Origin of the sequence: Streptomyces huasconensis (genome assembly GCF_021028635.1) — a bacterium.
GTDB classification, from domain to species: Bacteria; Actinomycetota; Actinomycetes; order Streptomycetales; family Streptomycetaceae; genus Streptomyces; species Streptomyces huasconensis.
The window spans coordinates 2,848,822-2,869,413 of the sequence record NZ_CP086119.1 but is presented as its reverse complement, the minus strand read 5'-3'; the positions used below and the strand labels follow the sequence as shown (position 1 = coordinate 2,869,413).

20 protein-coding genes and 1 tRNA gene are annotated in these 20,592 nt (G+C 73.2%); 5 read left to right on the top strand and 16 right to left on the bottom strand.

What is annotated here, in order from left to right:
• Positions 1-157: 157 nt before the first annotated feature.
• Genes ehuA through ehuB form a run of 4 tightly spaced genes read right to left on the bottom strand, consistent with a single transcriptional unit; the run spans position 158 to position 3,279 of the window.
• Complete coding sequence (gene ehuA, locus J2N69_RS12855; protein ID WP_230900869.1) at positions 158-973, bottom strand: ectoine/hydroxyectoine ABC transporter ATP-binding protein EhuA; 816 nt, start codon at positions 971-973, stop codon at positions 158-160.
• Complete coding sequence (gene ehuD / locus J2N69_RS12850) at positions 963-1,619, bottom strand: ectoine/hydroxyectoine ABC transporter permease subunit EhuD (RefSeq protein ID WP_230900868.1); 657 nt, start codon at positions 1,617-1,619, stop codon at positions 963-965. The genes ehuA and ehuD overlap by 11 nt, the downstream gene beginning before the upstream one ends.
• Complete coding sequence (gene ehuC, locus J2N69_RS12845) at positions 1,616-2,347, bottom strand: ectoine/hydroxyectoine ABC transporter permease subunit EhuC (RefSeq protein ID WP_408056890.1); 732 nt, start codon at positions 2,345-2,347, stop codon at positions 1,616-1,618. The genes ehuD and ehuC overlap by 4 nt, the downstream gene beginning before the upstream one ends.
• Positions 2,347-3,279: an ectoine/hydroxyectoine ABC transporter substrate-binding protein EhuB gene (gene ehuB / locus J2N69_RS12840; protein WP_230900866.1), complete on the bottom strand. Its 933-nt coding sequence runs from the start codon at positions 3,277-3,279 to the stop codon at positions 2,347-2,349. Before ehuB ends, ehuC begins: the two co-directional genes overlap by 1 nt.
• A gap of 97 nt (positions 3,280-3,376) precedes the next feature.
• Here ehuB and J2N69_RS12835 point away from each other — a divergent pair, with 97 nt between their 5' ends.
• The gene (locus J2N69_RS12835; RefSeq protein WP_230900865.1) at positions 3,377-3,877 is read left to right on the top strand and encodes a DUF3830 family protein; all 501 of its coding nucleotides are present in this window, start codon (positions 3,377-3,379) and stop codon (positions 3,875-3,877) included.
• Here the strand turns inward: J2N69_RS12835 and J2N69_RS12830 are convergent.
• Together J2N69_RS12830 and J2N69_RS12825 are read right to left on the bottom strand one after the other, a co-directional pair.
• Positions 3,874-5,277 carry an amidase gene (locus J2N69_RS12830; RefSeq protein ID WP_230900864.1) on the bottom strand — a complete coding sequence of 468 codons (1,404 nt, stop codon included), beginning with the start codon at positions 5,275-5,277 and terminating at the stop codon, positions 3,874-3,876. The genes J2N69_RS12835 and J2N69_RS12830 overlap by 4 nt on opposite strands.
• Positions 5,278-5,295: 18 nt before the next feature.
• Positions 5,296-6,252, bottom strand: coding sequence for a D-2-hydroxyacid dehydrogenase (locus J2N69_RS12825; RefSeq protein ID WP_230900863.1), 957 nt, complete (start codon positions 6,250-6,252; stop codon positions 5,296-5,298).
• 240 nt (positions 6,253-6,492) lie between these two features.
• Here J2N69_RS12825 and J2N69_RS12820 point away from each other — a divergent pair, with 240 nt between their 5' ends.
• On the top strand, positions 6,493-7,335 hold the full coding sequence (locus J2N69_RS12820) for a maleate cis-trans isomerase family protein (RefSeq protein WP_230900862.1): 843 nt from the start codon (positions 6,493-6,495) through the stop codon (positions 7,333-7,335).
• Positions 7,332-8,081, top strand: coding sequence for a maleate cis-trans isomerase family protein (locus J2N69_RS12815; protein ID WP_230900861.1), 750 nt, complete (start codon positions 7,332-7,334; stop codon positions 8,079-8,081). The genes J2N69_RS12820 and J2N69_RS12815 overlap by 4 nt, the downstream gene beginning before the upstream one ends.
• Here J2N69_RS12815 and J2N69_RS12810 read toward each other — a convergent pair.
• Together J2N69_RS12810 and J2N69_RS12805 are read right to left on the bottom strand one after the other, a co-directional pair.
• Positions 8,071-8,262, bottom strand: coding sequence for a hypothetical protein (locus J2N69_RS12810; protein ID WP_230904704.1), 192 nt, complete (start codon positions 8,260-8,262; stop codon positions 8,071-8,073). The genes J2N69_RS12815 and J2N69_RS12810 overlap by 11 nt on opposite strands.
• A 65-nt stretch (positions 8,263-8,327) precedes the next feature.
• Positions 8,328-8,576, bottom strand: a complete 249-nt coding sequence (locus J2N69_RS12805) for a hypothetical protein (RefSeq protein WP_230900860.1) — start codon at positions 8,574-8,576, stop codon at positions 8,328-8,330.
• Between the two features lie 116 nt (positions 8,577-8,692).
• On the opposite strand from J2N69_RS12805, the gene J2N69_RS12800 reads away from it, so the two are divergent.
• Positions 8,693-9,808: an LLM class flavin-dependent oxidoreductase gene (locus J2N69_RS12800; RefSeq protein WP_230900859.1), complete on the top strand. Its 1,116-nt coding sequence runs from the start codon at positions 8,693-8,695 to the stop codon at positions 9,806-9,808.
• Positions 9,809-10,244: 436 nt separating this feature from the next.
• Here the strand turns inward: J2N69_RS12800 and J2N69_RS12795 are convergent, their stop codons facing one another.
• Positions 10,245-12,188, bottom strand: coding sequence for a putative bifunctional diguanylate cyclase/phosphodiesterase (locus tag J2N69_RS12795; RefSeq protein ID WP_408056721.1), 1,944 nt, complete (start codon positions 12,186-12,188; stop codon positions 10,245-10,247).
• Positions 12,189-12,635: 447 nt separating this feature from the next.
• On the opposite strand from J2N69_RS12795, the gene J2N69_RS12790 reads away from it, so the two are divergent.
• Positions 12,636-13,814, top strand: a complete 1,179-nt coding sequence (locus tag J2N69_RS12790) for a M6 family metalloprotease domain-containing protein (protein ID WP_230900858.1) — start codon at positions 12,636-12,638, stop codon at positions 13,812-13,814.
• Between the two features lie 72 nt (positions 13,815-13,886).
• Here the strand turns inward: J2N69_RS12790 and J2N69_RS12785 are convergent.
• The 7 genes from J2N69_RS12785 to J2N69_RS12755 form a co-directional block, all read right to left on the bottom strand.
• Positions 13,887-13,960, bottom strand: a tRNA-Lys gene (locus J2N69_RS12785).
• Positions 13,951-14,595 (bottom strand): bifunctional DNA primase/polymerase, encoded by a 645-nt coding sequence (locus J2N69_RS12780; protein WP_230900857.1) that lies wholly within the window; start codon positions 14,593-14,595, stop codon positions 13,951-13,953. The genes J2N69_RS12785 and J2N69_RS12780 overlap by 10 nt, the downstream gene beginning before the upstream one ends.
• 136 nt (positions 14,596-14,731) lie before the next feature.
• Positions 14,732-15,085, bottom strand: a complete 354-nt coding sequence (locus tag J2N69_RS12775; protein ID WP_230900856.1) for a hypothetical protein — start codon at positions 15,083-15,085, stop codon at positions 14,732-14,734.
• A 213-nt stretch (positions 15,086-15,298) separates the two neighbouring features.
• Positions 15,299-16,660, bottom strand: coding sequence for an AAA domain-containing protein (locus J2N69_RS12770; protein ID WP_230900855.1), 1,362 nt, complete (start codon positions 16,658-16,660; stop codon positions 15,299-15,301).
• Positions 16,660-18,255, bottom strand: a complete 1,596-nt coding sequence (locus J2N69_RS12765; RefSeq protein ID WP_230900854.1) for a hypothetical protein — start codon at positions 18,253-18,255, stop codon at positions 16,660-16,662. Before J2N69_RS12765 ends, J2N69_RS12770 begins: the two co-directional genes overlap by 1 nt.
• Positions 18,256-18,274: 19 nt before the next feature.
• Positions 18,275-19,462, bottom strand: a complete 1,188-nt coding sequence (locus J2N69_RS12760) for a hypothetical protein (RefSeq protein WP_408056719.1) — start codon at positions 19,460-19,462, stop codon at positions 18,275-18,277.
• Positions 19,359-20,447 carry a phosphatase PAP2 family protein gene (locus J2N69_RS12755; RefSeq protein WP_230900853.1) on the bottom strand — a complete coding sequence of 363 codons (1,089 nt, stop codon included), beginning with the start codon at positions 20,445-20,447 and terminating at the stop codon, positions 19,359-19,361. The genes J2N69_RS12760 and J2N69_RS12755 overlap by 104 nt, the downstream gene beginning before the upstream one ends.
• Between the last annotated feature and the right edge of the window lie 145 nt (positions 20,448-20,592).

Sequence of the window (20,592 nt, the reverse complement as noted above, 5' to 3'; positions counted from 1 at the left end):
GACGCGCTCCACCCCTGCCGACAGAAACACGCCACTTCGGCATATGCCAAAGCCGTGCCCCGGACGGGTGCCCTGGCGGACGCCCCGCGCCGGGGCCTGAACGCCCAGAGCCCGTGCCCGGGGCGGACGCCCAGAGCCCCCCTCCCGCCCCAAACCCTCAAAGCACCGCCCCCAAGAACTCCCGCGTCCGCTCATGCTCGGGCTCGGTGAAGATCTGTTCCGGGGGGCCGGACTCGATGACTCGGCCCGCGTCGAACATCAGGACCTGGTCCGAGATGTCCCGGGCGAAGCTCATCTCGTGGGTCACGCAGAGCATCGTGATGTCCGTGGTGTGTGCGATGTCCCGCAGGACGTCCAGGACGCCCGCCACCAGTTCGGGGTCGAGCGCGGACGTCACCTCGTCGAGCAGCAGCACCTGCGGCCGCATCGCCAGGGCCCGCGCGATGGCGACGCGCTGCTGCTGGCCGCCGGAGAGCTGCGAGGGGTACGCGTCGCAGCGGTCGCCGAGCCCCACCAGGTCGAGCAGTTCGCGCGCCCGCGCCTCCGCCTCGTCCTTGGAGAGGCCGAGGACGCTGACGGGCGCCTCGGTGACGTTCCGGAGCACCTTCATGTTCGGGAAGAGGTTGAACTGCTGGAAGACCATCCCGATGTTCTTGCGGACCTCACGGACGTGCTTCTCGCCGGCCGGGACGAGCTTGCCGCCCCGCTCCTCATGGGTGAGGTACCTGTCGCCCACCTTGATCGTGCCCTCGTCGGGCTTCACCAGCGTCATCAGGAGCCGCAGGATCGTGGTCTTCCCGGAGCCGGAGGGCCCGATCAGCGTCACGTGCTTGCCGGAGGCGACGGAGAAGTCCAGCTCGTCCAGGACGGTGTTCGAGCCGTAGCGCTTGACGACCTTGTCGAAGCGGATCAGCTCGCTGCCGTCGACGGCGGGGTTGGGGATTTCCTGGGAAGTGCTGCTGTCAGCGGACAAGACGACGCTCCAAGACTCGCAGAAGAACAGAGGCCGGATAGGCGATGACGATGAAGGCGACACCGACCACGCTGATCGCCTCGTAGGTGAAGGTCGCCTGGCTGTAACCCTGGGCCTGGCCCAGCATGTCGAGCGCGCCGATGGCGGCCATCTGCGGCGACTCCTTCAGCATGATGATCACGTAGTTGCCGAGCGCGGGGATCACCCGGCGCACCGCCTGCGGCAGGATGACGGCCGTCCAGGTGCGGCGCCGGGAGAGGCTGAGCGCGGTCGCCGCCTCCCACTGGCCGGCCGGTACGCCCTCGATCCCGGCGCGGTAGACCTCCGAGGTGTACGTCGAGTAGTGCAGCCCGAGGCCGATGATGCCCGTGGTGAGGGGAGACATAGAGGGGCTGGCCGGGCCCCACTGGGGCACCACGTAGAAGAGGAAGAACAGCTGCACCAGCAGCGGGGTGCTGCGGATGAACTCGGTGACCGCCGTGACCGGCCACCGAATCCACTTCCTCTCGGAGCGCTGCGCGATCGCCCAGACCAGGCCGAGCGAGAAGGCGATCAGCGTGCCGAAGAACAGCGCCTTGAGGGTGAGTTGCACGCCGTCCCAGAAGAGCGGCATGAAGTCGTCGACATGCGACCAGTTCCAGTTCACTTGGCACCCCCCGTGCCGGTGACGGCGTCGATGGACGACGTGGCGCGCACCCCGCCGAACAGGCCCGTCTTCTCGGGCGCCCGGCCGACCCGCTTCTTCGCGTGCCGCTCCAGGAGCCGCATGCCGCGCGTGAGGACGAACGCGAGGACGAAGTAGAGGACGAGCAGCAGCGTGTAGATGGGCGCGCTCTCGTTCGTGACGAGACGCAGCAGGTCACCGGCGAACGTCATGTCGGCCACCGCGATGAGGGACACCAGGGAGGTGCCCTTGAGCAGCTCGATGAGCAGGTTGTTGAACGGCGGGATCATCTCCGGCCACGCCTGCGGCAGTTCGATGCGCCGCAGCCGCTGGAACGGCGTGAAGTTCAGGGCGATGCCCGCCTCGCGCTGCGCGGACGGCACCGCGGCGAGCGCGCCGCGCACGATCTCCGACGCGTACGCCCCGTAGGTGATGCCGAGCGCCAGCACGCCCGCGAACATCGGCTGGAAACTGATGTTGAACACCGGCGGCACCGTGAACGCGATCCAGTACATGAAGACCAGCGACGACGTGCTGCGGAAGATCTCGAAGTAGGCCCCGGCGAGGAACCGCACGATCCAGAGCCGGTGCGTGCGCAGCACCCCGATCGGGAAGGCGATCACGAAGGCGAGGGCCGCGCTGAGGAAGGTGACCTGGAGGGTGATCCAGAGGCCGGGCAGGAACCAGTTCCCGAGGAACTCCGACGACATCATGAGGAGGCGCCCTTCGCCGAGGGACACAGCTTCCGCACGGTCAGATCCGTCATCTCCGCCTCGGTGAAACCGAACGGCCTGACGATCCGCAGGAGTTCGCCGCTCCGCTTGAGCTTGTGCAGCTCCTTGTTGAAGGCGTCCCGCAGGTTCTTCTCGGACAGCCGGAAGGCGAAGCCGCCGGCGCCATAGGCGGGCTTGCCGTCGACCTCCGGCTGGAAGGGCCTCGTCGCCTCGACCCGCGGGTTCTTCTTGACCACCATGCGTACGGTGACGTTGGTGCCGGCGAAGACGTCGACGCGGCCCTGGGCCACGGCGTCGAGCCCCGCCACCTGGTCGGGCAGGACGAGCACGTCCTCGACGCCCGCGGCCTTGGCGTAGTCGATCTGCGCGTAGGCGGTGCCGCTCGCCAGCTTCAGGCCCTTCTCGGCGATGTCCTCGTACGTACGGATGCCGTGGGGGTTGCCCTTCCGTACGAGGAAGGAGTCGAGCATGCGGTAGTCGGGGTCGGAGAAGAGGACCTGCTCGCACCGCGTGGGGTTGATGTACATGCCCGCCGAGACCACGTCGAACTGCCGTGCCTGCGTCAGACCGGGGATCAGGGCGCCGAACTTGGTGGGCACCGCCTTGACCTCGGGCACGCCGAGGCGGGGGAAGATGACCTTGGCGATTTCCGGTGCCTCGCCCGTGACCTCGCCGTCCTCGTCGATGTAGCCGAACGGGACCTCGCCCGCGACGCCGATCCTGACCGTGCCGCTGTCGCGCAGCCGCTCCAGCAGGTCGCCCCCCTGAACCTTCCCCTCCTCGGGCACCCTGCTGCATGCCGCGAGCCCGAACGCGCCGAAAGCCGCCCCGCCCGCTCCGGTGAGCAGGGCGCGGCGGCGGACCGCTCTGCCAGTGATTCCCTCGTTGTTCCCAAGTGGTGGAGCCATGGGCGCGCGGCTACCCGACTCGACGCGAGGTATGCCGACCAATTCCGGCCCCTGATGCGATCGTTGCGCTCTTGACCCCGGGAGGAGCATGGATCTCATGGCAGACCGATACATCGACGTCTCCCTCGCGCGGCGGGGAGTCCAGTGCACGGCGAAGCTGCTCGACGACCGGGCGCCGGTGACCTGCGCGGCGGTGTGGGAGGCGCTTCCGCTCGGCTCCGACGTCTACCACGCGAAGTACGCGCGCAACGAGATCTACGCCCTCTTCCCGGCCTTCGCGGACCGCGAGCCGCCCCTGGAGAATCCGACGGTCACCCCCATTCCGGGGGATCTCTGCTATTTCTCCTTCTCCGGCACGGAGTTGGGCACACCGGCGTACGGCTACGAACCCGAGGCCGGCGTGCGGGCGGGCACCACCGTCGTCGACCTCGCCCTGTTCTACGAACGGAACAACCTGCTCCTGAACGGCGACGTCGGCTGGGTGCCCGGCATCGTCTGGGGCCAGATCGTCGACGGCCTCGACCGCATGGCCGAGGCCTGCAACGACCTGTGGCGCGCGGGCGCCCAGGGCGAGACGCTGGCCTTCCGGCGCGCCTAACCCAGCGCGGGCGGTGCCACGCCGCCCGCCCCCGCCTCGTACAGCGCGTGCGCCGCCCGCAGCACCACCGTGTCGGTGTGCCGCGCGCCGACGATCTGCACCCCGACCGGCAGCCCCTCCTCGTCCACCCCGCAGGGCACGGTCGCCGCGGGCTGCTGGGTGAGGTTGAAGGGGTACGTGAACGGCGTCCACCCCGTCCAGCGCCGGTGCCCGGAGCCCTTGGGGACCTCGACGCCCGCCGCGAACGCCGTGACCGGCAGCGTCGGCGTGACCAGCAGGTCGTACGCGGCGTGGAAGCGGCCCATGCGGCGCCCGAGATCCGTGCGGACGTCGACCGCCGCGAGGTAGTCCAGCGCGCTGTACCGCGCGCCCTGCCCGCAGATCTCCCGCAGCCCGGGGTCGAGCAACTCCCGCTGGGCGGGCGCCAGATGCTGCACGACGCGCGCAGCCCCGCTGAACCACAGGGTGTGGAAGGCCTCCACCGGCTCCGAGAAGTCGGGGTCGGCCTCCTCGACGTACGCCCCCTGCGCGGCGAGGGACTCCACCGCCCGCCGCACGGCCGCCGCGACGGCGGGCCGCACCGCGACCTGCCCGCCCAGCGAGGGCGAGTAGGCGACGCGCAGCCCGCGCACACCGCCGTCCAGGCCCGCGCGGAAGCTCCCGGCCACCGCCCCGAGCTGGGACCAGTCCCGCGGGTCGGGGCCCGTGATCACCTCCATCATCAGCGCCGCGTCCGCCGCGTCCCGCGTCATCGGCCCCACGTGGGAGAGCGTCCCGAAGGGGCTCGCGGGATACAGCGGCACCCGGCCGTACGTCGGCTTCAGCGCGAAGATCCCGCAGAACGCCGCCGGGATGCGCACCGAGCCGCCGCCGTCCGTCCCCAGCGACAGGGGGCCCGCGCCGACCGCCACGGCCACCGCGCCGCCCCCGCTGGAGCCGCCCGAGGTGCGCGAGGTGTCGTACGGATTGCGGGTGACGCCGGTGAGCGGGCTGTCCGTCACGCCCTTCCAGCCGAACTCCGGGGTGGTCGTGCGGCCGATGAACACCGCGCCGTGCTCCCGCAGCCGCGCCACCGAAGGGGCGTCCTCGTCCCACGTGCCCTCCGCGCGGAGGGTCCGCGAGCCGCGCAGGGTCGGGCCGCCGCGCAGCAGCAGGAGGTCCTTCACCGACACCGGTACGCCGTCCACCAGGCCCCGCGGCTCCCCGCGCCGCCACCGCCCGGCGCTGGCCTCGGCCTGTTCCAGGGCGGCCCGCGCCTCGATCCGCACGAAGGCGTTGACCAGGGGCTGGGTCTCCTCGGCCCGCCGCAGCACGGCGCGGACCACGTCCACCGGGCTGAATTCGCCCTTGCGGTACCCGTCGACGAGTCGTACGGCGGTGAGATCCGTGAGCTCGGACATCCGGCCTCCTAGGCGAGATCAGTGACCCGGGACATACCCACGTTCCTTGTCGACCACGTTCGGCAGCGGCCGGCCCGCCTCCCACGCGCCGTACAACCGGACGAACTGGGCGCCCAGTTCGTCGCGCCAGCCGACCGTGTCACCGCTCATGTGCGGGGAGACGAGCAGACCCGGCGCCGTCCACAGCGGGCTGTCCGCGGGCAGCGGCTCGTGCGCGAAGACGTCGAGGGCCGCGCCCGCGATCCACCGCTTCGACAGGGCGGCCACCAGGTCGTCCTCGACGACGAGGGGACCGCGCCCGACGTTGACGAAGTGCGCCGCGGGCTGCATGACGCCGAAGCGCCGCGCGTCGAACATGCCGCGCGTCTCGTCGGTGAGCGGCGCCGCGCAGACCACCCAGTCGGCGCGCGCGAGGAGGCGGTCCAGCTCCTCGGCGCCGTGCACCCCGGGGCCCGGCGTGCGGCCCACCAGGGCGGTGGTGATGCCGAGCGCCTTCAGGGTCCGCGCGACGGCCCGGCCGATCGGGCCCGAACCGACCACGCACGCGCGCGTGCCCGCGATCCGCCGTGACTCGCGGTGGCGCCAGGAGCGCTCGCGCTGGAGCTCCAGGGTGCGCGGCAGGTCCTTGGCCAGGGCGAGGACGAGCGCGGTGACGTACTCCGCGATGGGCTGGTCGAAGACGCCGCGCGCGTTCGTCACCACCGTGTCGCACGCGGCGAGTTCGGGGCACATCAGGTGGTCCACGCCCGCGCTCGCGGTGTGCACCCAGCGCGGCCTGGGGCCCTCGCCGGGCCAGGCGCGGCGCACCGCGTCCGAGGTGAAGTCCCACACCAACAGCACGTCGGCGAGGGGCAGTCGGGCGGCGAGGCCCGCCTCGTCGGTGTGCAGGACACGGGCGCGGCCGGTCAGGGCGCCGAGGCGTGGCGGGGGCGCAGGCGGCTCCGCGTCCAGAACGAGAACGGTGGTCGTGGACAAGGGCGTTCCGCTTCCTGGGGAGGGACGGGCCGGCCGTCTGAAAGACGCGGATTGACCACGCTGGCACCCGAATCTACCTTCGTCAACAGAGGCACTGCGGAAGCGGTGCGACACCATCCGATCACGTTCCGTGCGCCCGTACGCCCGTGCGCACCGCAGGTCCCGGCGCCGTCGCCGGGGCAGCTCGTCCCCGGCCCCCGGCCGGTCCCTGATCACCACGCACGAAGTAGGGGCCTGCTCATGGATGTCTCCTTTCTCGGCGGACCTCACCCGCAGCGCGGGATCGGTGTCGTCGCCCCGTTCGACTTCGCCCTCGACCGCGAACTGTGGCGCTGGGTCCCGGACGAGGTCTCCCTCCACCTCACCCGTACGCCGTACGTGCCCGTCGAGGTCGGCCTGGACCTGGCGCGCCTGGTCAGCGAGCACGAGACGCTCGCCGACGCGGTCCGCGCGCTGACCGCCCCCGGGCCCGAAGTCGTCGCGTACGCGTGTACGTCGGGCAGCTTCGTCGGCGGCATCGCGGGGGAGCGGGCGATGTGCGAGGCGATGACCCGCGAGGGCGCGGTCGTCTCCGTCACCACCTCGGGCGCGCTCCTGGAGGCCCTGGCGGAACTGGACGCCCGGCGCATCGCCCTCGTCACGCCCTACACCTGGTCGGTGACGCGGGCCCTGGAGGAGTATCTCGCCGAGGCGGGCGTGGCCGTCACGGCCCGCGGCTGCCTCGGGCTGACCCGGCACATCTGGAAGGTCCCCTACCGGGACGTGGCCGACATGGCGCGCCGCGCGGTCCAGGACAGGGCGGACGCCCTCTTCATCAGCTGCACGAACCTCCCCACGTACGACGTGATCCCGCAACTGGAAGCGGAACTGCGCATGCCGGTGATCTCGGCGAACCAGGTGACGATGTGGTCGGCCCTGCGTCGGCTGGGTACGCGTGCGGTAGGGCCTTATCAGGCACTGATCGACCCGGGGGCGCGGCCGGGCGCGAGTCCGCTCGCTCCGCCGTCCCCACAGGTCCTGCCCGAGGCCCCACCGGCAGGACCCCCGGCAGTACCACCCGCAGAAGGAGGAGGCTGGACGTGACGGCACTCGGATTTCTCTACCCGGGGCACTCGGCCGAGGACGACTACCCCCGCATGGAGCAGATGCTCGGCAGCGACATCCGGCTGCAGGTCGTCCACACGGACATCGGCGAGGACGCGCACCGGGTCGACGCGCTCCTGGAGATGGGCTCGCCCGCGCGGCTCGCCGCCGGCGTCGAGGAGCTGCGGCTCTCCGGCGCGGAGGCGGTCGTCTGGGCGTGCACCAGCGGCAGCTTCGTTTACGGCTGGGAGGGCGCGCATGACCAGGTGCGCGCCCTCGCCCGTACGGCGGGCCTGCCCGCCTCGTCGACGTCGTTCGCCTTCGCCCACGCCGCGCGCGAGGTGGGCGCGGCCCGCGTCGCGATCGCGGCGACGTACCCGGACGACGTGGCCGCGCACTTCACGGCGTTCCTGAAGTCGGCGGGCCTGGAGGTCGTCTCGACGCGGGGGAGCGGCATCATCACGGCGGCGGAGGTCGGCACCTGGGGCCGCGAGGAGGTCTTCGCCCTGGCCCGCGCCGGCGACCACCCGGACGCCGACGCGCTCCTCCTGCCGGACACGGCGCTGCACACGGCGGCGTACGTCCGCGACCTGGAGGCGGCCGTCGGCAAGCCGGTCCTGACGGCCAACCAGGTCACGGTCTGGGAGGCGCTGCGGCTCGCCGAGCGCAGGCTCAACGCCCCCGAACTCGGCTCCCTGTTCACGAAGGAACCGGTGGTCCAGGCGGAGGGTACCCCTAGGGGCTGAGGATCAGTCTGACCACCGTTAACGTCTGCACCGACCCGGAGACGTAGTACAGGACGATGGCGCCCTCGACGGTCGCCTCCCTGCGGTCCTCCTCGCCCCGTACGGGTGTCGAGCCGTGGCCGTACGGGTCGCGGCCGATCGTGCGCGCCAGCGCGGCGCGGAACGCCTCGGCGTTGCCCATCTTGGCGAGGGTGTCGTCCGCGGGCGGCGCGTAGGTGACCCGGTGGCCCCGGCGGTGACGGGGGCTCACGAGGTCCCCCGCCGCTCGGCCTCGTCGGAGGCGAGCCGCGCGAGCCGCGCCTCGGCGTCCGGATCGGGCACGGCCTCCAGCATCCAGTGCCGCATCACGGCGTGGATCTCGTCGACCCCGGCGGCGTTGATGGCCCGGTCGAACTCCGCGCGCCGGTCCTCGGGCAGGGCGGCGCGGATGTCGGGGATGGTGTTGGGCACCTCGACCTCGACTCCGTCGACCAGCGTCTTCAGGGGATCAGCCATGGCGGGCACGGTACCGGCAGGGGGCCCGCCGCGGTGCGGGGAATAAAACGGAGTCTGCCTCCTGTTGGCCTTCGCGTACCCACGAGACATACGTACGCAGTGCAGGAGGCACCCCAGTGACAGTGGACCCGACCGGCGACGGCACCCGCGACGAAGGCACCCGCGGCGAGCGGCACGGCACCGCGCCCGTCCCCCTGTCCGTCCTCGACCTCGTCACCGTCGGCGCCGGACGCACCGCCACCGACGCGCTGCGCACCAGCGTCGAGATCGCCGGGCTCGCCGAGGCCCGCGGCTTCCACCGCTACTGGGTGGCCGAACACCACTCCATGCCGGGCGTCGCCTCCTCGTCCCCGGCCGTGATCCTCGCCCACCTCGCCGCCCACACCGACCGCATCCGGCTCGGCTCCGGCGGCGTCATGCTGCCCAACCACGCCCCGCTCGTCATCGCCGAGCAGTTCGGCACCCTGGAGGCGATGGCCCCCGGCCGCATCGACCTGGGCCTCGGCCGCGCCCCCGGCACGGACGGCGCGACCGCCGCCGCGCTGCGCCGCGCGGACCGGCTGAGCGAGGGCGCCGACGAGTTCCCGCAGCAGCTGGCCGAGCTGACGCGCTTCCTGGACGACGACTTCCCGGACGGCCACCCCTACCGGCGCATCCACGCCGTGCCCGGCCCGATCCAGGCGACCTCGCCCGGCGGCGTCCAGTCCCGGCACCGGCCGCCGCTGTGGCTGCTCGGCTCCTCCGGGTTCAGCGCCCGCCTCGCCGGTGTCCTCGGCCTGCCGTTCGCCTTCGCGCACCACTTCTCCGCGCAGAACACCATCCCGGCGCTTGACCTGTACCGCGAGTCGTTCCAGCCCTCCGCGGTGCTCGACGCGCCCTACGCCCTCATCGGCGTCTCGGCGCTCGCCACGGACGACGAGAACGAGGCGCGCCGCCAGGTTGCGGCCGCCGCCCTCAACATGGTCCGCCTGCGCACGGGTCGCCCCGGCCTTGTCCCCACTCCCGAGGAGGCGGAGGCGTACGAGTACAACGAGATGGAGCGGGAGTTCGTGAACAGCTGGAACTCCAACGTCATCCATGGCACCGCCGACCAGGTCCGCACGGGCCTGGACGACCTGGCGAAGCGGACGGGAGCGGACGAACTCATGATCACCGGCAACGCGCACAGTGGTGACCTGCGGGTGCGGTCGTATGAACTGATCGCTGACGCGTACGGGTTGCCTCGGGCGTAGCCCGTCAGGGGCGCGGGGAACTGCGCGAGCAACCCATGTGTGCCCGCACGCGCGGGCGTGCCGTCGTGGGCAGATGCGTCTGCGTGGGCCTGTGTGCTGGCCGGTGCGGGCCGTATGGGGCTGAGCGCGCAGTTCCCCGCGCCCCTTTGGGGCGCCCCGTAGGGGGCGCGAGGAACTGCGCGAGCGACCCATGTCTGCTCGCACGCGCGGGTGTGCCGTCGTGGGCAGACGCGTCTGCGTGGGCCTGTGTGCGGGCCGTATGGGGCTGGGCTTGGCGCCCCGTCAGGGGCGCGGGGAACTGCGCGAGCAACCCATGTGTGCCCGCACGCGCGGGCGTGCTGTCGTAGGCGGACGGGTCTGCGTGGGCCTGTGTGCTGGCCGGTGCGGGCCGTATTGGGCTGAGCGCGCAGTTCCCCGCGCCCCTTCGAGGCGCCCCTTACGGGGCGGTCGCGGTGCGCAGCAGGGCGGCGATGCGGTCCGCCGGGACCGGGCGGGAGTAGAGCCAGCCCTGCCCCGTGTCACAACCGATCCGCCGCAGCCGCGCGGCCTGCGCCGCCGTCTCCACGCACTCCGCGGTGACCGTGATCCCCAGGCGGTGGGCCAGCTGCACCAACGCCTCGACGATGACCTCGTCGGCAGGGTTGGTGTGCGTCTCCCCCTCCTCGTACTGGAAACCCCGCACGAAGGAGCCGTCCAGCTTCAGGACCGACACCGGCAGCCGGCTGAGGTAGGCGAGGTTCGAGTACCCCGTCCCGAAGTCGTCGATGGCGATGCGCACCCCCATGTCGCTGAGCGCCTGGAGGGCCTGGAGGGGGCGGCCCGCCGACCCCATGACGGCGGACTCGGTCAGCTCCAGCTGCAGCAGCCGGGCCGGCAGCCCCGTCTCGGCGAGGATCTCCGCCACGTCGGCGACCAGGTCGGAGTCCCACACCTGACGCACCGCCACGTTCACGCTCACGAAGACCGGTTCCCGCTCGGGATGCGCGACCTGCCACCGCCGGGCCTGCCGGCAGGCGGTCCGCAGCACCCAGCGGCCGAGCTGCACGATCGAGCCGTCTTCTTCCGCCAATCCGATGAACCGATTCGGCGTCAGCAGCCCGAACTGCGGATGCCGCCACCGCACCAGCGCCTCGACGCCCCGCACACCCTCGTCGGCGAGCCCCACCAGCGGCTGGTAGTCCAGGACGAACTCGTCGCGCTCCACGGCGGGCCGCAGCGAGCTGGAGAGCGTCTGCCGGGTCATCCGGTGGGCGTTGCGCTCGGGGTCGAAGAGCGTCCAGCGGGCCTTGCCGTCCGTCTTCGCCCAGTACAGCGTGGTGTCGGCGGCCTGCATGAGCCCCGTCGTGGTGGTGCCCGCGACACGCCGCTCCACCACGCCGATGGAGGCGGAGACGGAGAGCCGCTGCCCCGCGAGGTCGAACGGCTCCTGAAGGGCCTTGAGCGCCGCGTCGGCGAGGTCCGCCAGCTGTTCCGTCCCGGTCGAGTCCTCCACGAGGAGCGCGAACTCGTCACCCCCGAGGCGCGCCACGAGCGGCGCCGCGACCGCGCTGCACCCGGCCCGGTCGGCACAGCGCGTGAGCCGTTCCGCGACGGCGGCGAGCAGCCGGTCGCCGACCCGGTGGCCGAGGGTGTCGTTGACCGCCTTGAACCCGTCCAGGTCCAGGTAGCACAGGCCGATCCGGCCGGTGCTCGTGTCGTCGTACGCGCCCGCTTCCAGGGCGGCGGCCAGACGTTCGAAGAAGAGGTTGCGGTTGGGCAGCCGCGTCACCGGGTCGTGCATCTGCACATGGCGCAGCCGGGCCTGCAGCTCCCGGCGCGCGCTGATGTCGGCGGCCGAGAGCAGGACGGTCCTGTCCTCGCGCCGCTCGGCGGACTCCGCCATCGGCGTGACCGTGATCTGCACCCACAGCGAGTGCCCGTCGGGATGTTTCAGGCGCCGCGTGCAGCGCAGCTTGGCCTGCCGGCCGCGGAGCACCTCGCGGTACGCGTGCCACGTACGGGTGTCGGAGGTGAGGTCGACCAGGTCGGCGGCGACCCGGCCGTCGAGCCCTCCGGGGCCGGTGCCAAAGAGGGCGGCGAGGGCTTCGTTGGCGCAGACGACCAGGCCCTCGCCGTCGACGACGGCCAGCGGGAGGGGCGCGTGCGCGAAGGCGCCGCGGTAGTCGGCCCGCTCCGGGCCGCGCTGCTCGGTGGCGGCCCGCTCCGTGGCGGCACGCTGGATGGAGACATGCTCCGTGGCGGCGCAGTCCGCGACGGCACGTTCGATGGCGACATGCTCCGTGGTGACGCGCTCCGTGGCGACACGTTCCGTGACGGCAGGACGGGCTCGGCCGGGTGCTGTGGCCGCCGTGGGGGTGGGCCCTTGGGACGTTCCGTTCACCGCTTGCTCCCGCAGTGCAGTTGTTCTCGAACAGGTCTCGTCGGGCGGCGTGCAGGGGGCGGGCGGCGTTGTGGGGCCGGGCCCGCGCTGGAAAGTGTGCCGATCATAGAGGCCCGCCTGAAGGGCTATCCAGCCATGCCACCGGACCGAGTGGACTCCATGGGCGATGACAGATCGTTTCTGCTCGGCAGTGAACTGGTTGCCGCAAGGCCCGATCACTTGTGACGTTCCGTGAGCGGTCGGGGTGTCGCGGCTCCGTCCCCCGCTCACCCGGAAGGACCAGACAAACAGGGCGGACTGCAACGAAACATCACAAGGTGGGTGGGGTGTCCCGCATTCCGCACCCCGGAGGTCGACGTGCCGCGTCAGCTCCCCCCTTGGGGACTCACCCGTGGAGGGAGGAACCCCAGGCCAGGAGGGAGCCACCGACTGCGCAGCACCGCGGCGATGTTCACCTCGCTGACCGCCCTGGCCGCGACCTCGCTCGTCGCCGGACCCGCCGTCGCCGAGCCCGTCGCGGAACCATGCGCCCTGCGCCGCACCGCCGCACACCACTCGGAGGGCCTCGACACCTGGAACGCCGCCTATCCGCGGCCGGCCAGAACCCTGGACGCGGTGATGGTCTTCCTGTCCTTCCCGGACTCCCCGCCGCTGACCACGCCCGAGGAACTGGCCGCCGACCACTTTCCCGCCACCAGCCGCTTCTTCGAACAGGCCTCCTACGGAAAGTTCCGGCTCCGGCCGCATCCGCAGCGCGAGTGGGTCCAGATGCCGCGCAGCTCCCTGGCGTACGCCATAAAGCGCGACTGGAACACCCAGCGCCGCGCCGCCTACCTGCGGGACGCGCTGGCCGCCGCCGATCCGCGCGTGGACTTCTCCGGGTACGACATCGTCTACTTCGTCGCGGACCCGGACGCGCCCGGCGTCGACTCGGACGCCACGAAGGTCGTGAACTTCGACCGGCCCATGCGGGCCGACGGCACGGACATCCGGCGCATCGTCACGGTCTTCGAGCGCCACCCGCCCGACCGCAACGTCCTGGCCCACGAGACCGGCCACGTCTTCGATCTGCCCGACCTCTACCACCGCCCGACCGACGGCGAGGGCGACTGGGACACCCACGTGGGCGACTGGGACGTCATGGGCAGCCAGTTCGGCCTCGCCCCCGACCTCTTCGCCTGGCACAAGTGGAAGCTGGGCTGGCTGGAGCCGCGGCAGGTCCACTGCGTGGCGGCGGGCGCCCAGCGGCTGACCCTGGAGCCGCTGGCGGCGCCCCTCCCGCGGGGGGCGCACGGCGGCACCCGGCTGGCCGTGGTCCGTACGGGTCGGGACTCCGCGATCGCCCTGGAGGTGCGGGCCGCCGCGGGCAACGACCACGCGACGTGCACGGAGGGCGTCCTCGTCTACGAGGTGCGGGGCGGGACGGCCTCCGGCGACGGTCCGGTGGAGGTCGTCGACGCCCACCCGGAGTCGGAGTCCTGCTGGGGCGACTCGGTGTACCCGCAGCTGGCGGACGCCCCGGTGCAGACGGGGGAGACCTTCCGGGTGCCGGGCGAGGCGATCCGCGTCGAGGTGGAGGGCCGGACGGCGTCGGGTTCCTGGACGGTGAAGGTCACGGTGGGCTGACGCCCCGGGCCCCTTGTCGTCCCGGCACACGCAAGAAGCCCCTCGCTCTCGCGAGGGGCTTCCTGCTGTCTGTGCGCCGCCAGGGACTCGAACCCCGGACCCGCTGATTAAGAGTCAGCTGCTCTAACCAACTGAGCTAGCGGCGCCTGCTGACGTCGTAGACCTTAGCATCCTGATCGGCGCCAGGAAAAATCGATACGCGGACCGCGGAGGAGGCCGCCGAGCGGGCCGCGCGGACGCAGGCCCAGAGCATCACCTCGGGGCCCGGCAGCCAGGGATGGCGGGTGTCCGGTGCCACCAGCCAGCGCGAACCGAGGCGGGTCTCGCCGGGGCCGGCGTCCTCGGCGGCGGCCGTGAGCGGCGGCACGGTGACCGCGTCGCCCGTGCCGTGGCAGAGCACGGAGGGGACGGCGCGGCCCCACTCCTCCCACTCCAGGAGCGAGGGCAGGCGGGACGCGGTGCCGGGGGCGGCGAACAGGAGCGTGCGGCCGCGCTGCGCGGCGACGGGGCCCGAGCCGGGGCCCTCCTCCCATAAGCGGTCGAGCATCCGGCGGCCGAAGACCGCGGGGACGCTCACCACGTCGAAGGCGGAGCCGCAGGGCAGTACGGCGGGCGCGGTGGGCCGGGCGCGCCACTGGGCGAGCGCGCTGCGCGGATACGTCTCGGCCGAGGCGAGCCAGGCGGCGCCCTCGGCGGTGAGGTCGCAGGCGTGGCGGCCGTCGCGGGCGGTTCCGGCGGGGGACGGGGCTGCGGGGGTGCGGAGGCGGGTGCGGGCGGTCATGACAGGTACGTCTACCGCTGGTGAGCGTCCGCGTTCGGAGAGTTGCCGAAAGCCGGGACAGAGACGGGCGGTGGGGAGTACCTTGCCCTCCCGGCATATGCCGGAAGATTGTTTCGCCCTACACCTGCCGGTCGCCCTACGCCTGCCGGTCGGCGCCGCCGCGCAGCAGGTCCCGGCCGAACTCGACCATCTTCTTCGCGTAGTCCTCGGTCCACTCGGCGCGCTCCGCGATCCCCGCGGGCGTCAGCCGGTCGAAGCGGCGGGGGTCGGCGAGCTGGGCGGCAGCCATCGCCTGGAACTCGACGGACCGGTCCGTCGCGGCACGGAACGCGTGCGTCAGCTCCGTCGCGCGGTCCAGCAACTCCCGCGGGTCCTCGATCGACTCCAGGTCGAAGAAGTGCTCGGGGTCGGACGCCGCTTCCGCCGGCTCGAAGAGCAGGGGCGCGGGGCGCATGCGCTGCTCGGTCCGGGGCCGCTCGGGCTCCGCCATGGTGGATCCTCCTCGTACGGTGCGTGCCGCCCGCGCGGCGTCGGGCCATCTCCCATTGTCCCCTGCCCCACAAGGGGGCAGCCCCGTAAGGGGCGCGGGCTCACCGCCGTAAGGGGCGCGGGGAACTGCGCGCTCAGCCCACGAGGACCCGCAGACGCCACGCCCCCAGAACCCGGCAGACGGGTCGGCGCCCCGCGGCAAGGCCTCCGCCGCTCAAGACCGCCACCGCACCCGATGCTCCGCGAGCCGCGCGAGAACCGCGTGGTTCGCCTCCCAGCCGTCCGGGAACTTCACCGTGACGCCCAGCTGAACCGGCTCCGTGGAGGGGTGGTCGTCGAGCAGGGCGTCCACACCCGCGCGGCAGACCACGATGCAGGCGTGCCGGTGGCGGGACGCCAGGACACACAGGCGGCCCGTCTCCAGGTGGAAGGCGGTGGCGTCGGGGCGCCCGGACAACGGGTGCAGGACGACCGTCACGTCGTACTCACGGCCCTGGAGACGGTTCGCCGTGTCCACCGTGACGTCCGTGACGCCCAGCTCCGCGAGGGCCGCGCGGACCGCCGCCGCCTGGTCGCGGTGCGCGGTGCCGACGGCGATGCGGTCGGCCGTGAGCGGGGCCGGGTCCGGGGCGCGCTCCGAGGTCGCCGCGCCGCCCCGGTCCAGGAGGCGGCGCACCACCTGGGCCAGCGCCCGCACCGCCTCGGGGTCCGTACGCGGCGTGTTCCGCGCGGGCAGCTCCAGCAGCCCCCAGCCCGCCCGCGCCGCCTCGTCGATCACCCGGTCCGCCGCCGAACCGTCCGACGCCACCGCGAAGTTCAGCGCCCGGTCGCCGGGACCCGTGCCGCTGCGGAAGGGCGTGTACGGATAGAACGCGCCGGAGACGAGCGGCGCCGCCGACGCGGGCAGCCGCCACGACACCGGCAGCCGGTGCTGCGGCAGCTCGGGGTTGTGGGCCAGCAGCGTCGCCACGGCGGAGGCCGAGGGGTCGTACGAAAGGCCCGCCCACTGCTCCGCGCCGACGATCGAGAACGGGTCCAGCTGCCCCGGGTCGCCCACGAACAGCGCCCGCTCGAAGAGGCCCGCCACGGCCAGCAGCGCGTCCGACCGCATCTGGTACGCCTCGTCGACGATCGCGTGCCCCCACGGCGCGTCGAGCTGGTCCGCCTTGACGTGCGCCCACTTCGCGGCCGTCGAGATGACCACGTCCAGACCGGCCAGGTCGCCCGCCTTGGTCGACTTGCGGACGTTCGGCAGGTCGTCGAGCGCCTTGTCGTAGGGGTCCGGGTCGCTGCTGTGCAGGCGGCCCACCGGAAGCTCCGGGTCCTTCTCGGCGAGCCGCAGCACCAGGTCGTCCACCTGCGCGTTCGTCTGCGCGATCACCATCAGGGGGTGGCCCGCCGCGGCCAGCTCCCGTGCCGCGCGGACCACCAGTGTCGACTTGCCGGCGCCGGGCGGGGAGTCGACGACGACGCCGCGGTGCGTGCCGTGCAGCGTGTCGTGGAGGATCGCGTCCGTGGCGCGCGCGGCCTCGGCGCCGGGGTCGAAGGCGTGGCCCGCGGGCGGGGCGAGCTGCATCACAGGGTGTCCTCCGCGGTGACGGGGTCAGGGCTCTCCGGGGTGTCCGACGGCGGGCCGCCGTGGGTCCACGGGGTCGCTTCCGGGTCGGGCAGCGTGGGCCCGCCGCGCTGCTCGTGCTCGAAGAGGGTCCAGCAGATCCGCTCGCCCTTCTCGGGGACCGACCCCGCGTTGGGCTCCTTGCCGCGGCCCATCTTGTCGAGCAGCCGCAGCACGACCGCGCCCCCGGCGCCCTCGCTCTCGTACGCCACGAACTCGGCCGTCTGCGGTTTGCCTTGCAGCGAGCGGTACACCTTCGTGCGCTCGCCGAGGTGCGGGCGGTCGTCCGTGCGGACGGTGATCAGCGGGCGCGGCCTCGGGTTCCTGGCCTCGCTGTACGCCATGACGACCTCGGTGACCTCACCCGCGAAGGCCTCGCCCACGAGCCGGCGGCCGGCCATCACCAGCGGGTCGTCGAGGGCCTCCTGGGCGTCGAGCCGGGCCTGCTCGCGCTCCCGCGTGGCCAGTTTGTTCGCCGCGGTGATCGCGTCGTCGACGCGGGGCTGCGGGGGCTCGCCCGCCGTCACCCGGTCGCGGTGCCCGGTGAACGACCAGCGGTCACGGGTCCACCGGTCCGCGTCGTGCGCGGCCGCGGGCAGCGTGCACAGGGCGTCCAGGCCGCGCCACACCGCGTCCCAGGTGGGGCGGGTCCTGCTCTCGATCAGGGCCTGGATCTCCCGCTCGGCGGCGGTCAGCCCGGCCAGCCGCGCGTCCGCCTCGACGCCGTCCTCGGCGGCGGCCAGGGCGGTGCGCGCGCGGTCGTAGCGCTCGATGGCGGGGGCGAGCAGGTCGTTGTCGAACGCCGGGTCGGTGGCCGGGCCCGCGGGCGGGCACAGCAGCTGGCCGTCCTTGTCGCGTGCCAGCTCGGCGCGGAGCGCGGCCTCGGCGCCCGAGGTGCCCTCCGGTGCCTCGATCCAGGCGAGCAGGGCGCCCAGGTGCTGGTCCTCCAGGCTGGACTGGCCGGTGGCCCAGTGCCGGGAGAGCAGCTCGGTCATGGCGAGAAGCAGGGACGAGCCGGGGACACGGGCGCGCTCCCCGAAGTGCGTCAGCCAGCGGCCGAGGAGGGGCACGCGGGGCGGGGCCGGGTAGGGCGCGTCCGGGTCCTGCTCGGCGGTGCGCCGGAACCGCATGGAGCGGCCGAGGAGCCGTACGAACTCGATGCCGGCGCGGCTCGGGACGATCAACTGCGGGGCGTCCGCGCACAGGTCGACCTCGACCTTGACGCGCTTGCCGGTCTCGGGGTCGGTCTCGCTGCGCTCGGCCGCCTCGACCTCGTCCGCGAACGACTCGACGTACGGCAGGACGGTCTCCGCGAGCTGCGCCAGGAACGTGAAGCGCAGGTCGCGGTCGCGGGGCTGCGGTACGACGAGGAGGCGGGGCGAGGTGCGCTCCGTGCCGACGAGCGCGCCGAGGGGCGCGCCCGCCTCGCCGGCGGTCGTCAGCGGGACCAGGACGAGTGGCCGCGGGGAGAGGTGCCGGTGGCACACCGTCGCGCGCGGTTGCGCACGCCCGGTGTCCACGGCCTCCAGGCGGGCGAGGTTGTCGATCAGCGACATGGGTGGCCCTTCTCCGTCATCACGCGGCTCCGGAGGCGCCCGCGCCCGCCAGCGCCTCCGACCGCAGCGCCGCCGCCCTGCGCAGCGTCGCCACCGCCGGGTCGTCCGGGTCGCCGGCGGTGCCCGCGGCCGCCGCGAGGATCTCGCCGATCGTCGTCAGACCGCCCAGCTCGCCCCGGACCGAGCGGCCCAGGGCCGTCACCTCGTCCTTCTCGCGGGCACGGGTCCGGCAGTGGAAGGCCAGCTCGCAGGCGGAGAGGCACTCGGGGGCGTACGTCGCGGGGACCGCCTCGACCGCCGCCGTCAGCTCGGCGGCGGGGCGCCGGACATCGAAGGTCGTGCCCTCGGGCAGCTGGGCCGCGATGTCCTCGACCCGGGTGAGGCGGGCCAACTGGCGCCTGGTCACCGACAGCTGCTTGCGGACGTCGATCGCCGAGGCCGTGGGGAGGTTCGAGAAGTCCTTGGGGCAGACCAGCAGGACGTGGTGCCGGATGGGCGGCGCCGGGTCCAGGCGCGCGGCCACCCGCTCCAGCGCGAGCGCGTACACCGCGGCCTGGCGGGCCGCCGCGCCCACCTTCGCCGCGTCCGCCGAACCGTCGATCATCGGGAAGGACTTGATCTCCACGACCGTCCAGCCGCCGTCCGGATGGACGACCACCGCGTCCGGCTCCAGGAAGGCGGGCGTCCCCGCGACGTCCAGCGCGAGCATGGGGTGGTCCAGGAGCGTCCAGCCGCCGGACTCCGTGGCCTCGCGCAGCGCCAGCGCCGTGCGCGCCGCCCGGCCCTCGGGGCCCGCCGCCGCGAGGTCGGGGACGGCGGACTCGCCCGGCACCGGCTCGGGACCGCCGCCGAGGCGGCCATGGGTCAGCCGCAGCAGCTCCGCGCCGCCGTCCGCCTTGACCCGCGCCTCGAAGGCGTTGCCCCGCATGAACGCGAACTGGGACTGCCCGAAGCCGGAGGGCGAGCCCAGCGAACGGGCCAGTGCCGTCTTGTCCACGCCCGCTCCGTCGAGGAGCGCGCGCCGTCGGCAGCCGGGGTTGGCCGCGAGCGCGGCGAGCGCGCGGGCGTCCAGCGGCTGTGCGGGGACGTCGCCGCCGCGCAGCTCAGCGAGACGGTGCCGCAGCGCCGTCCCCCGCGTCGGCGGGGTGGGCGCCGGGCCCGGCGCCCGGGAAGGCACTCTGCTTGCGCTGTCGGGGAAATCGCTCACCCGGCGAAGTCTGGCACTCGCCACTGACAATTGAGGACCCTGTGGCGGAAGAGACGGTGACGGACGAGAACGCGGCGGCGGCCGGCGTGACGGACGAGGCCGCGCCGGACGGCACGGCGACGGACGAAACCGACGCGGACGGCACGGTGACGGACGAGGCCGCGGCCGACGGCACGGCGACGGGCGGGACCGCGGCCGGCCGCATGAACCGCTCCCGCAGCCGGTCCATCACCGGCTCGGCGAGCCGCTGCACGGGCCGTACGAGCAGCAGCCCGACGCCCATCACGACGGCGCCCGCGACCGCGTCGAGGAGGTAGTGGTTGGCGGTGCCCATCACGACGAGCGTGGTGACGAGGGGGTAGGCGACCGCGGCTGTCCGCACCAGCGGCGAACGCCCGTGCCGCCACAGCATCACGCCGCACCACAGCGCCCACCCGACATGGAGGCTCGGCATGGCCGCGTACTGGTTGGTCATGCCCCCGAGCCCGCGCGGTGCGCTCGCCTCGGCGCCCCACCAGCCGTAGTCGCTGTACTGCGCCATGGTGTCGACGAAGCCGTGGCCCGCGCTCAGCAGCCGCGGCGGACAGGTCGGCAGGAGCGTGAAGCCCACCAGGCCGATCAGGGTGGAGATCATCAGCCACGCGCGTGCCGCGCGGTAATGCACCGCCCGGCTGCGGAAGAGCCAGACCAGCACGGCGGGCGTGACCAGGTAGTGCAGCGAGGCGTACCAGAAGTCCGCCGGCACGCCGATCCAGGCGTGGTCGGTGAAAATACGGTTCAGCGGGCTCTCCGCGTCGATCCCCAGGGACCGCTCGGCCTTGAGGATGCCGATCCCGTGGTCGACGGCGCTGGAGACATCGCCCCGCGCGAGCAGCCGCCCCGCCGAGTACGCGGCGTACACCAGCACGATCAGCGGCAGCTCGGTCCACCAGCGCAGGCGGTGTCCGATTATGCGGCCGGTGCCTGGTACGTCCTTCTTCGGCATCCGGGCGGTCCCCCATCATCTCTGTTCACTCGGTCTCGGCCGCCGCGTCACTTTACGGCGTACGCGAGGCCCGCGGGGGAACCCCCTCGTAGGGGACGCAGGGATCGACCGAGGGGTTGCGGGCCGGGACGAGCCGTCGATCACA

Bases quoted from the DNA above. Each gene is read 5' to 3' on its own strand.
- J2N69_RS12775 (WP_230900856.1), bottom strand. From the start codon at position 15,085: ATGGCGGAGCCCGAGCGGCCCCGGACCGAGCAGCGCATGCGCCCCGCG.
- J2N69_RS12765 (WP_230900854.1), bottom strand. From the start codon at position 18,255: ATGTCGCTGATCGACAACCTCGCCCGCCTGGAGGCCGTGGACACCGGG.
- J2N69_RS12770 (WP_230900855.1), bottom strand. From the start codon at position 16,660: ATGCAGCTCGCCCCGCCCGCGGGCCACGCCTTCGACCCCGGCGCCGAG.
- J2N69_RS12820 (WP_230900862.1), top strand. From the start codon at position 6,493: ATGGATGTCTCCTTTCTCGGCGGACCTCACCCGCAGCGCGGGATCGGT.
- J2N69_RS12830 (WP_230900864.1), bottom strand. From the start codon at position 5,277: ATGTCCGAGCTCACGGATCTCACCGCCGTACGACTCGTCGACGGGTAC.
- ehuB (WP_230900866.1), bottom strand. From the start codon at position 3,279: ATGGCTCCACCACTTGGGAACAACGAGGGAATCACTGGCAGAGCGGTC.
- J2N69_RS12835 (WP_230900865.1), top strand. From the start codon at position 3,377: ATGGCAGACCGATACATCGACGTCTCCCTCGCGCGGCGGGGAGTCCAG.
- J2N69_RS12790 (WP_230900858.1), top strand. From the start codon at position 12,636: ATGTTCACCTCGCTGACCGCCCTGGCCGCGACCTCGCTCGTCGCCGGA.
- J2N69_RS12755 (WP_230900853.1), bottom strand. From the start codon at position 20,447: ATGCCGAAGAAGGACGTACCAGGCACCGGCCGCATAATCGGACACCGC.
- J2N69_RS12780 (WP_230900857.1), bottom strand. From the start codon at position 14,595: ATGACCGCCCGCACCCGCCTCCGCACCCCCGCAGCCCCGTCCCCCGCC.
- ehuC (WP_408056890.1), bottom strand. From the start codon at position 2,347: ATGTCGTCGGAGTTCCTCGGGAACTGGTTCCTGCCCGGCCTCTGGATC.
- J2N69_RS12805 (WP_230900860.1), bottom strand. From the start codon at position 8,576: ATGGCTGATCCCCTGAAGACGCTGGTCGACGGAGTCGAGGTCGAGGTG.
- J2N69_RS12810 (WP_230904704.1), bottom strand. From the start codon at position 8,262: ATGGGCAACGCCGAGGCGTTCCGCGCCGCGCTGGCGCGCACGATCGGC.